This is a genomic window from Ideonella paludis, assembly GCF_018069865.1.
GTDB classification, from domain to species: Bacteria; Pseudomonadota; Gammaproteobacteria; order Burkholderiales; family Burkholderiaceae_C; genus Ideonella; species Ideonella paludis.
Genome location: NZ_JAGQDG010000008.1, coordinates 225,641 through 236,504, shown reverse-complemented (window position 1 = coordinate 236,504; position 10,864 = coordinate 225,641). Strand labels below are relative to the sequence as shown.

The window sequence follows — 10,864 nt, the reverse complement described above, 5'->3', positions numbered from 1 at the left end:
GCCCCAGACAAGGCCCGCGGCGCCCTGCGCAGGATCAATGCTGGCAGCCTGGGCAGTAATAGGTGGCTCTTTGCCCTTGCACCAGGCGCTTGATGGTCCCGCCGCAGCGCTGGCAGGCCTGACCCTCACGCCCATAAACCCGGGCTTGGCCCTGGTACTGGCCCACCGTGCCATGGGCGTCTTTGAAGTCCTTCAGGGTCGAGCCCCCTGCCGCGATGGCTTCAGTCAAGACGCGCTGCACTGCGGCCAACAGCCTCGCCGCACGGGCGGCAGCGATGCGGTCGCAGCGGGTGCGAGGGTCAATGCCCGCTTCAAACAGGGCATCGCTGGCGTAGATATTGCCCGCCCCGACCACCAATTCGCCCGACAACAAGGCTTGCTTGATGGCCACACGCCGCTGACGTAAAGCCGCATGGAAACCTTGGGGGGTGAGTGCCGGGTCGAAGGGCTCCGGCCCCAGCCGAGCCAAGAGTTTGGCAGCGGGGTCTTGGCCCAAGGCAGGCGACCACACCACGGCGCCAAAGCGGCGGGGGTCGGTCAGGCGCAAGGTGCCTCGATCCGTGTGTAAGTCGGCATGATCGTGCGGCCCGGCCGGCGGCGCCTGGGCCAGCCAGCTCAGCGAGCCGGACATGCCCAAGTGCCACAACAAGCCGCCGTCTGCCTGCCCTGCGTTCAGCAGGGGCAGCCACAAATATTTACCCCGACGCTGAATCTCGCCCACGGTGCGGCCGTGCGCCACCTCGGGCTCTGCGCCCAGCGGCCAGCGCAGCGGCTTTCCCAGGCGCAATCCCAGCACGCGGGCGCCGGTCACGCCCGCCACACTCAAGCGGGTGACTTCAACTTCTGGCAATTCAGGCATGGTTTGATTATGGAAGAGGGGCCGCACCGCGACAGGGCGGCCCGTAGAATCCCGCATCGCTGGAGAGAAGATGACCCAACGCTTTGTTCGACCGTCGGCCCAGCCCGGGGCATCGGCCCTGACTTCGCCCCCACGGCCCCTTCACTTGAGGGCTGTTTTGGCCAGTCTGATGGCAGCGCTGTGGATGTCACCGCCGTCTGCCTCGGCGCAGACACCGCCGCCCGCTGAAGCGGCCGCCGCACCCATCCAGAACAGCGGACTAGATGCGCCCATGTTCTACCAACTGCTGATCGGTGAGCTGGAAGCTCAGTCCGGGCGTTTGGGCAATGCGCATGAGGTCTTGCTGGACGGCGCTCGGCGCACCAAAGACGAAGGCCTCTACCGGCGCGCGGTCGAGTTGGCCATCCAAGCCCGCGCAGGTGAGTCTGCGCTGCAAGCCGCGAAAGCCTGGCGCCAAGCCTTGCCGCAGTCCACCGAAGCCGCCAGAACGCTGGTGCAAGTCCTGGTGGCCCTGGACCGCCCGGCGGATTTGGGCGAGCCCTTGCGCCACTTGCTGCAAAGCCAGCCCGCGAACGAGCAAGAGTTGGTGATCAGCGGCCTGCCGCGTTTCTTGGCCGGCCTCAAAGACAAAGCGGTGGCCCTGAAAGCAGCCGAGCAAGCCTTGGCCCCTTTCGAGAGCCAAGCCAGCACGCAAGTGGCTGCCTGGACTGCGCGAGGCCGCGTGGCCTTGGCGGCCGGGCAGGTCGACACGGCCCTGAGCCTAGCCCGCAAGGCTTTGGGCCAAGATCCCTCGGCCCTGGGCCCCACATTGCTGGCCCTGGAGTTGATCCCCAAAGCCCCAGCGGCCGAAGCTTTGGTGCAGGGCTCACTGGCCAGCCCCAATACCCCGGCGCAGGTGCGCCTGGCCTATGCCCGCAGCCTGGACCGCCGCCAGCGCTTGGGTGAGGCCGCCACCCAGCTTAAGCTCGCTTTGGCCCAGCAGCCGCAGCTGTCGGTGGCCTGGTTGACCTTGGGTGCTTACCAAGTCGAGCTGCGAGAGAGCCGTGATGGCATTGCGTCCCTGGAGCGCTTCTTGGCCGCCGATGCCGAAGCCAAGCGCGGCAACGCCAAACAAGACCCAGAGGCGGACGCAGACACCAACGAGGCGGGTCCGCATCTGGCCTATGTGCTGATCGCTCAAGCCTGGGAACACCTCAACGACGCCAAAGCGGCCAGTCAGTGGCTGGATCGCATTCCCGCCCAAGAGGTGGACCTGGCCGTGCTGGCACGCCGCGCCTCGCTGCTGGCAGCCAATGGCCGCTTGACCGAAGCCCGCGCCTTGCTGCGCGCAGGCGCTGCCAAAGGCAACCCAGACGCGCGCGCCCGGCTCCTGGCCGAAGCTCAATTGCTGCGCGATCGCAAGCAATGGCAGAGCGCCTATGACCTGCTCTTGGAGGCCATGCGCCAAAGCCCCGAGGATTCTGTGTTGGTCTATGAACTGGCCATGACGGCAGACCGCCTGAAGCGCTATGACGACATGGAAGTGCTGCTGCGCCGCGTCATGACCCTCAAGCCTGACGACCACCATGCCGTCAACGCACTGGGCTATTCCCTGGCCGAGCGCAACATCCGCTTGGACGAAGCCCAGGCGCTGTTGAACAAGGCCGCCAGCATGGCGCCGGGCGACCCCTTCATCACCGACAGCTTGGGGTGGGTCGCCTTCCGACAAGGGCGCTTGGACGAGGCCATTCGCCTGCTCCAGCAATCTCACATTGCACGCCCGCATGTCGAGGTGGCGGCGCATTTGGGTGAGGCCTTGTGGCTGGCCGGCCGGCGTGATGAAGCGCTGCGAGTGTGGCGCGAGGCCCAGCCGCGCGAGCCTGACAACGAAGTGCTGCAAGAGACCCTACAGCGCCTGCAAGTCAAGTTATGAGGGGGGCAAGTCAGTGCCGCCTGGCTGCGGCGTTTTGCCTGGGCTTGAGCCTGAGCGCCTGCGTGACGGCGCCGCCTCGCGCCCCGGATGCAGCCCCGGCCCTGCAAGGCCGAATGGCCTTGCGCGTGGCCGAGAGCCCCAGCGCGCCGGCGCAGTCTGTCAGCGCCAGCTTTGAACTTTCTGGCCATGAGCAGCAAGGCGAGTTGCGGCTCTTCAGCCCCTTGGGGACGGTGCTGGCCTTGGCCCAATGGAGCCCGCAGGGCGTGACTTTGGACAGCGGCCAAGGCCCGCAAGCCTATGCCAACCTGGACGAGTTGTCGCGCAGCGCCTTGGGCGAATCGGTGCCCCTGGCCGCGCTGCCCTCTTGGCTGAAAGGCCAACCTTGGCCGGGCGTTGACGTGCAATGGGAAGTGGCCGCAGGTGCGTCAGGCGGGCCGCGTTTTTGGCAAGCGGACTGGCGGGTCGATGCCAGCCGCCTGGAGTCCGAGGGCTGGGTCGAAGCCCGGCGCGAGTTGCCCCCCGCGGTGCTGCTGCGCATTCGATTGGATCGTTGATGAGCATGACCTCTCTGTCTGACTTGGCGGCCCCTGCCAAGCTCAATTTGTTCTTGCATGTGCTGGGCCGACGCGCCGACGGCTACCACCTGCTGGAGTCGGTGTTTGTGCTCATCGACTGGGCCGACACCTTGCATCTGGAGTTGCGCCATGACGGCCAATTGCAGCGGCACGATCTGGGCCCCACCCTGCCTGACGACGACTTATGCCTGAGGGCAGCCCGCAGCCTGCAGCAAGCCAGCGGCACCTCTTTGGGAGCTGACATTTCCATCTTCAAGCAGGTGCCGTGGGGCGCTGGCATGGGTGGCGGCAGCTCTGATGCAGCCACCACCTTGCTGGGCCTGAACCGGCTTTGGGGCCTGAACTGGCCTCGCGCCAAGCTGCTCTCCTTGGGCGCGCGCCTGGGAGCCGACGTGCCCTTTTTCATCGGCGGGCATAATGCGTTTGTCGAGGGCATCGGCGAAAAGTTGACGCCCATCGACGTGCCGCCACAGCGCTTTGCCGTGATCAAGCCGCCCCAAGCGATTGCGACTGCCGCAATTTTTTCAAGCGATTTGGTGACACGCGATACAAAGCCTGCTATAGTTGCGGGCTCTTCAGCAAACACGGTTTGTGAGCAAAACAGCAAGATGCTTCTTGGCGGTTTTGGGCACAACGACTTGCAGGCAGCAGCCGAGGCCTTGTGCCCCGAGGTGACGCAAGCAAGGCAGTGGTTGGAGCAACAGTTCGGCAACAGCCGGATGACGGGCTCAGGCAGTGCAGTGTTTGCAAGGGTTGAAGACAACGGTACAGGAGAGCGTCCTGTGGCGACAGAGTTGGAAGGCGGTTTGCCTGAAGGCTGGGTCGGTCGAATGTGCCGCAGCTTGGTTGAGCATCCTCTGGTAGGGTGGGCCAGCTGAAAAGTTAAAGGGGTGTAGCCGTCAGGTTATGTCCTGTGTAGGGGAGTCGCCAAGTTGGTCAAGGCATCGGATTTTGATTCCGACATGCGAGGGTTCGAGTCCTTCCTCCCCTGCCAAATGACCTCAGCAGTTCGAGCCCTCAGGCTCGGACGCTACAAGCCTAAGACCGCGCGCTTTTGTTGCGCGGTCTTTTTGTTTGGGGCCGGCAGTTTGGCCCCGTAACATTGAAGTTTCCGCCGGAGACACTGACGTGCTGTTCAACACTGTCCTGTTCACGGGCAACGCCAATCCGGTGCTGGCCCAAGAGATGGCAACCCACCTGGGCTCTGAACTCGGTAAGGCCAGTGTCAGCCGCTTCTCGGACGGGGAAGTCACCGTCGAGATTCAACAAAACGTCCGTGCTCGGGATGTGTTCGTGGTGCAGTCCACCTGCGCTCCGACCAACGAGAACCTGATGGAATTGTTGATCATGGTCGATGCCCTGAAGCGCGCCAGCGCTCGCCGCATCACCGCCGTGATCCCCTACTTCGGCTACGCCCGCCAAGACCGCCGCCCGCGCTCCACCCGAGTGCCCATTTCGGCCAAGGTCGTCGCCAACCTGCTTGAAACCGTGGGCGTCGAGCGCGTGCTCACCATGGACCTGCACGCCGACCAGATCCAAGGCTTCTTCGACATTCCCGTCGACAATATCTACGCCAGCCCCGTGCTGCTGACCGACCTCAAGGCCAAGAACTACCCTGATTTGGTGGTGGTGAGCCCCGACGTCGGCGGCGTGGTGCGTGCCCGCGCCTTGGCCAAGCAACTGGGTTGCGATCTGGCCATCATCGACAAGCGCCGCCCCAAGGCCAATGTCTCTGAGGTGATGCACATCATCGGCGAGATCGAAGGGCGCAACTGCGTGATCATGGACGACATGATCGACACCGCTGGCACCTTGGTCAAAGCCGCGGAAGTGCTCAAGGAGCGTGGCGCCAAGAGCGTCTACGCGTATTGCACCCACGCCGTGTTCTCGGGCCCGGCGATTGAGCGCATCAAGAGCTCGCAGCTCGACGAAGTCGTCATCACCAACACCATTCCGCTCAGCGATGCGGCCAAGGCCTGCAAGAAGATCCGCCAGTTGTCGGTGGCCTTCTTGTTCGCCGAAACCATCCGCCGCATCTCGGACGGCGAGTCGGTGACCTCGCTGTTCTCAGAGCAGAACAACAATTTCTAAGGTTCAGCCTTTCGGGGCTGGGCCTTTTTCGTTGGCGCTTCAACTTCGGTCGAGGCGCTTTTTAAACAGGGGCGATTCTGGTCGCGGAACGCCCCGACTCATTGGAGAGTGTCATGCAATTCGTCGCTTTTGAGCGCGCTAAGCAGGGGACCGGAGCGAGCCGCCGCCTGCGTGTGTCGGGCAAGGTGCCCGGTATCGTTTTTGGTGCTGGTGAGCCCGCGATGATCGAAGTCGATCACAACGCGCTGTACTTCGCCCTGAAGAAGGAAGCCTTCCACTCCTCCATCCTCGAGATGGAATTGGCTGGCAAGACGCAAAAGGTGCTGCTGCGCGCCTTCCAAATGCACCCCTGGAAGCAGCAAGTGCTGCACGTGGACTTCCAGCGCGTGGACGAAACCACCAAGCTGCGCAAGAAGGTGCCCCTGCACTTCTCGAACGAAGAAAACTCGGTCGCCGTCAAGACCGACAAGTGCATCGTCAGCCACGTGGCCACCGAGATCGAAATCGAGTGCTTGGCCATGCAATTGCCTGAGTTCGTGGCCGTGGACCTGTCGGGTCTGGTCAAGGGCAAGAGCTTGCACGTGTCCGACCTGACCTTGCCCGAAGGCATCAAGGCCGTGAAGCACGGCACTCAGAACCCCGTCGTGGTGTCTGTGGCTGAGCCCAAGGTTGAAGAAGAAATCGTCGCTGCCGCTCCGGCCGCTGACAAGGGCAAGAAAGACGCCAAGAAGAAGAAGTAATTCTTCGCTGGCGGTGCCGCCCTGTGCGGCCGCCCTCCAAAGCCCCGCCTTGGCGGGGCTTTTTCATGGGCTCATGGTTTGGCAAGCACACCCGTGTCGCCCCGGCAGACCACCGGCTCTCCGGCCAGCCGCAAGGCCAAGCAGGCGTTCAGCACGCCGTGCGGACTGGCCGCTGTCATCCATTGCGTCAGCTGCGCCACCGAGGCTTTGGGGCGCACGCTGCGCAACAGGGCCGCCACCGCACTGGCCTGCGCCGTGGCCATGGACGAGCCACTGGCAAAGCCGCCGCCACCGCCGGGCTTGAGCGTCATCACATCCTCACCCGGCGCACGCAACTCACCCGGCGCCTGCGCCCGCGCTGTCTCGGTTCGGTCAACCGCCAACACGCCAGGGACACTCAGCGGAAAGCCCGTCTTGCGGCCATCCGGCGGTATCGCCCCCAAGACGGCAACGCCGCGCGTGAGGGCCACTCCCAGCAGCCGCTCTAAGAGCGGGTCCGGTGGGCCAGACAGGCTGAGGTTGAGCACATCGGCCCGGGCATCCAAGGCGGCCACCAGGGCTTTGGCCAAGGTCAAGGTGTTGCATTGGGCGCGCACCTCAGTGGCCGGCGCCTTCACCCAGCAGGCCTTATAGGCCAACAAGCCTGCAGCCGGGGCCAGCCCCACCACGCCGACGTCGGCGCGTGGCCTGGCAGACAGCAGGCCGGCCACTTGCGTGCCATGCTGGTCTCTGCGGAACTGCGCCTCGTCCTGATCGACAAAGTTCCGAGCCTCCAACACCGCATCCGCCAGCGCCGGGTGTGCCACATCCATGCCCGTATCCACCACAGCCACACGCACACCCTCGCCACGCGCGCGCTGGTGGGCCGAGCGCACATCCAGCCTGTCGTCGATCAACGCGCTGGGCGCCATCAAACTGGCCGCTGGCGGCGTGCCCTGGACGGCAAAGTCCTGTAGACGCTGCAATTGCTGGACGCGAGGGTCCCGGCGCAACTGCACCAAAGCGTCTGCAGCCGATGCTGCGTCACGGAACCGGACCGCCAGACAGTGCACCCGCAAGGGGTCCATGGGCCAAGCATCCAGCACGACCAATTTGTATTCCGCCACCAGAGCAGCGGCCAGCGCCTCCACCTGCGGGTGCACGGTATAGGCCCGACGCTGCCGATAGCCCAGCGCGCCCCAAGAACCGGCCTGCACCGCTTGGCTGTGTACAGGGTTGTCCAAGAGCAGCAAGAACGCGTCCCCGCCCGCCTCATCCGCCCAACCTTGCGTACGCGCTCCCGGGCTCTGCACACCCGCCTGGGCGCTCTCGGCCGGGCTTTGCCCGAAAGCGGCGCTCAGCCCCCAGCAGCACAGCAGCGCGGCCAACAGCCGGCGCAGGCCAGCATCACTGCACATGCGGCATCACCTCTACAAAACGCACCCCTGGGCTGGCGCGCAAGGCCTGAGCGACGGCCTCAACGTCGGGGGCTTGCGGGCCTGCCCAGCCCAAGTTCCACACCCCCGCCGAGGACGGGCTGCCCACGACCTGCAACTGATGCGCCGCCAGATTAGCCTGCCACTGCGCCAAGGATTGGGTGGGGTCAGGCAGCACACGCCACCGGACCGCCTTGGACACGGCAATGGGAGAGCTCAGCGTCACGAAACCTTCGTCAGGCCCACGATGGACAGTGGGCTTGATGATGACCACCGCCAGCGCAGCCACCGCCAGTGCCTCGATGGCCACCAAACTGCCGAGCCAGCGCACCCAGCGCCGAGACACTCCCGCATTCTCCGAGGCTTGAGGCTTCACCGCCTGGGCCGGCAGGCGCGCGGAAAGCGCCATCCAGCCCTTGTCGACATCAACAGAGAGCCTGCTGGGCGTGGTATTCAAGGCGTGCGCCAGTGCCTGTTGGCGATCAAGTTCGGCTTGGCAATCCGGGCAGCTCTGCAGATGCTGCTCTGCCTGCTCCCGCTGCGCTGGGCTGGCCCGCCCATTGACCAGCCAGGGAATCTGGGCCCAGACCTGGGCGTGGGTGTCTTGTTGCTGCATAGGGTCTGTTCCTTCTAAGCGGCTTTGCCAGGGTTGGCGATCTGCGGCAGCACGTGACGCAACTTGGTGCGCGCGTGAAACAGCCTGGACTTGACCGCGCTGACCGAGCAGGCCATGACCTCAGCAATCTCCTCCATGTCCAAGCCCTGCTCATAGGCCAGCTGCAAGGCCACACGCTGTTCCTCGGTCAAGGTGGCCAAGCCTTTGTTCAACCAGTCTTGCTGCTCTCTTTGGGCATCGGCGTCACAGGCATCATGATGATCATCGCCTTCCGGGTCGGCCAGCGGCTCGTCGCCACGGTCGCGCAAAGCCTTCATGGTCAAGCGATAAGCAATGCCGAAGATCCAGGTCGAAACTCGTGATCCGCCCCGAAACTGCGCCGCTTGCTGCCACACCACCCAAAAGCAATCGTTGATCACTTCTTCAGCCAAGTCATCACGCCGAATATGGCGAGACAAGAACCTCACCAAGCGCGGGTGATAGGCCCGATACAAGGCCTGCAAGGCCTGCTTGTCACCTTGGGCGACCGCCTGCAGCAATGCATCGTCCTCATCCCCTTTTCCCCAGGGCAGAAGCCGGCGTGCGACGTGAAGGACGGACATGGTGACGAAGTGTTCAGGAGGTTTGGTGGGTAAGTTCCTGCCGCCACCCCAAAAGTTGCAAGGCTAGAGCGCCCAAGCCAGGGACAGTCGATAGCCGTCCTGAGCACGGGGGCCGAACAAACGCTGCCCCGCCGCATCCGTGCGCCCCCAGGCCGCTCTGAATTCCGCGCGTCCCAGGCTGCCCACCACGCCGATTTGGCCGTGAAGGTAGCGCCCAGGCCTGGCCGTTCGAACATCGACCCAGCCGCCACTGAGATCCAGGCTCCAGACCCCGGTCAAGGGATGCTGCCACGCGAGGTCGACCGCCTGCCCCGCAAACAGCGTCCGTTCGGCCGCCAGCGACGACGGCACCACAAACCAAGACAGCGCCCACGGCCCGCTTTGGGCGGTGGCGCCCAGCGTCAGGTAGTTCCAACGACGGCTGGTCGGCAGGCCATCAAACGCCTGCAACTGCGCCGAGAGCCCAATCTCTGCGCCGTCGCGGCGCCAGAGCGGCGCTGCAAACCTCAAGGCGCCGGACCGCTCCCGCGCCTGATCACTCCTGGACACGCTGACATCCAAGGCCGCGCCGACCGACCAGCCTTCTGGGCCGTAAACATCCACCACCACGCCCAAGCGCGGGGCCTCGGCCCCGACCTGCACGCCTCGAATCACCGTGGGTGAAGCCAACATCACGCTGGCTTGTGTTTGGGCCGCCCAGCCGCAAGGCGCCGCAAGACTCAGGCACAAAACACTCCACCGACCGTGACCAGGAGGGATCCACATGCGCGGATTGTGGCCGAGTCATGCCAAAGTCACCCAAAGCCCCAATGCTTGGGCGATGGACCTGAAGGTCAATTTGTCACGCGAGCATGGGGCTTGGATCTGGCCTCAGGCCAGGACGGCGTCCGCCTCCGCAGCCGTATAGCCCAAGGCTCGCGCGACAGCTGCGTAGGTGACGTGGCCCTGGCACACATTCAAACCCGCTTTGAGGTGGACGTCATCGCGCAGGGCTTGGCGCCAGCCCTTGTCGGCCAGGGCCAGGCCATGGCCCAAGGTGGCGTTGTTCAGCGCAAAGGTTGATGTGCGCGCCACCGCGCCCGGCATATTGGCCACGCAGTAGTGAACCACGCCATCCACCACATAGGTCGGCTCGGCATGGGTGGTGGCTCGCGAGGTCTCAAAGCAGCCGCCCTGATCGATCGCCACATCCACCACCACCGCGCCCTTCTTCATGCCCCGCACCATCGCGCGCGTCACCAGCTTGGGCGCTGCAGCACCGGGGATCAGCACGCCGCCAATCACCAAGTCGGCCGCCAAGACCTGCTCTTCCAGTGCCTGGGTCGTGGAGTAAAGCGTCTTGATGCGGTTGCCAAACACCAAGTCCAGTTGCCGCAAGCGTTCGACGTTTTTGTCCACCACCGTCACGCGGGCGCCCAAGCCCACGGCCATCTGGGTGGCATGGGTGCCCACCACACCGGCGCCAATGATCAGCACCTGGGCAGACTCCACCCCCGGCACGCCGCCCAAGAGCACCCCCATGCCGCCCTTGCTCTTTTCGAGGTGGGCCGCACCGGCCTGGATGCTCATGCGGCCCGCCACTTCACTCATCGGGGCCAGCAGGGGCAAACCGCCGCCGGGGCCGGTGATGGTTTCATAAGCGATGCAGATGGCACCCGACTTCACCAAGGCGGCCGTTTGCTCGGGGTCCGGGGCCAAGTGCAAGTAGGTGTAGAGGAGTTGCCCCGGCCGCAGCATGGCGCACTCTTGGGGCTGCGGCTCTTTGACCTTGACAATCATGTCGGCCCGCGCGAACACCTCTGCCGCATCGGCGACCATCTGGGCGCCTGCTGCTTGGTACTGCGCATCTTCCAGGCCAATCGCCGCACCGGCCCCAGCCTGTACCAGCACTTGGTGACCGTGGGCGCAAAACTCGCGCACGCTGGTGGGCGTCAAGCCCACCCGATATTCGTGATTCTTGATCTCTTTGGGGCAACCGATCAGCATGGTGTGTCTCCGGGTTGAGGTGCGTCATCGAGGGGTGAGCGCTGGGGTCGGATGTTCTGCTGGTGCTT

The 10,864-nt window shown here is 64.7% G+C and carries 11 protein-coding genes and 1 tRNA gene; 6 read left to right on the top strand and 6 right to left on the bottom strand.

Going from position 1 to position 10,864, the window contains the following annotated elements; all coding sequences use genetic code 11:
• Nucleotides 1-34: 34 nt before the first annotated feature.
• Complete coding sequence (gene mutM, locus KAK11_RS19610) at nt 35-859, bottom strand: bifunctional DNA-formamidopyrimidine glycosylase/DNA-(apurinic or apyrimidinic site) lyase (protein WP_210811119.1); 825 nt, start codon at nt 857-859, stop codon at nt 35-37.
• A gap of 184 nt (nt 860-1,043) precedes the next feature.
• On the opposite strand from mutM, the gene KAK11_RS19605 reads away from it, so the two are divergent.
• The 6 genes from KAK11_RS19605 to KAK11_RS19580 all read left to right on the top strand — a co-directional run bounded on the left by KAK11_RS19605 (nt 1,044) and on the right by KAK11_RS19580 (nt 6,177).
• Entirely contained in the window at nt 1,044-2,771 is a 1,728-nt protein-coding gene (locus KAK11_RS19605) for a tetratricopeptide repeat protein (protein ID WP_210811118.1), read from the top strand.
• 62 nt (nt 2,772-2,833) lie between these two features.
• Nucleotides 2,834-3,325 (top strand): outer membrane lipoprotein LolB, encoded by a 492-nt coding sequence (locus tag KAK11_RS19600; RefSeq protein WP_210811117.1) that lies wholly within the window; start codon nt 2,834-2,836, stop codon nt 3,323-3,325.
• A gap of 5 nt (nt 3,326-3,330) precedes the next feature.
• The gene (ispE, locus tag KAK11_RS19595; protein WP_210811176.1) at nt 3,331-4,224 is read left to right on the top strand and encodes a 4-(cytidine 5'-diphospho)-2-C-methyl-D-erythritol kinase; all 894 of its coding nucleotides are present in this window, start codon (nt 3,331-3,333) and stop codon (nt 4,222-4,224) included.
• Nucleotides 4,225-4,263: 39 nt separating this feature from the next.
• Nucleotides 4,264-4,340, top strand: a tRNA-Gln gene (locus KAK11_RS19590).
• 134 nt (nt 4,341-4,474) lie between these two features.
• Nucleotides 4,475-5,437, top strand: coding sequence for a ribose-phosphate pyrophosphokinase (locus KAK11_RS19585; RefSeq protein ID WP_310737841.1), 963 nt, complete (start codon nt 4,475-4,477; stop codon nt 5,435-5,437).
• A gap of 113 nt (nt 5,438-5,550) precedes the next feature.
• Nucleotides 5,551-6,177 carry a 50S ribosomal protein L25/general stress protein Ctc gene (locus KAK11_RS19580; RefSeq protein ID WP_210811115.1) on the top strand — a complete coding sequence of 209 codons (627 nt, stop codon included), beginning with the start codon at nt 5,551-5,553 and terminating at the stop codon, nt 6,175-6,177.
• A 71-nt stretch (nt 6,178-6,248) separates the two neighbouring features.
• On the opposite strand, the gene KAK11_RS19575 is transcribed toward KAK11_RS19580, so the two are convergent.
• From KAK11_RS19575 to ald, 5 genes are all read right to left on the bottom strand, one after another.
• Nucleotides 6,249-7,574, bottom strand: coding sequence for a S8 family peptidase (locus tag KAK11_RS19575; protein WP_210811114.1), 1,326 nt, complete (start codon nt 7,572-7,574; stop codon nt 6,249-6,251).
• On the bottom strand, nt 7,564-8,208 hold the full coding sequence (locus KAK11_RS19570) for an anti-sigma factor family protein (RefSeq protein ID WP_210811113.1): 645 nt from the start codon (nt 8,206-8,208) through the stop codon (nt 7,564-7,566). Before KAK11_RS19570 ends, KAK11_RS19575 begins: the two co-directional genes overlap by 11 nt.
• Before the next feature lie 14 nt (nt 8,209-8,222).
• The gene (locus KAK11_RS19565; protein WP_210811111.1) at nt 8,223-8,810 is read right to left on the bottom strand and encodes an RNA polymerase sigma factor; all 588 of its coding nucleotides are present in this window, start codon (nt 8,808-8,810) and stop codon (nt 8,223-8,225) included.
• A gap of 63 nt (nt 8,811-8,873) precedes the next feature.
• Complete coding sequence (locus tag KAK11_RS19560) at nt 8,874-9,482, bottom strand: hypothetical protein (RefSeq protein WP_210811110.1); 609 nt, start codon at nt 9,480-9,482, stop codon at nt 8,874-8,876.
• A 198-nt stretch (nt 9,483-9,680) separates the two neighbouring features.
• Nucleotides 9,681-10,796 (bottom strand): alanine dehydrogenase, encoded by a 1,116-nt coding sequence (ald, locus tag KAK11_RS19555; protein ID WP_210811109.1) that lies wholly within the window; start codon nt 10,794-10,796, stop codon nt 9,681-9,683.
• Nucleotides 10,797-10,864: the final 68 nt, after the last annotated feature.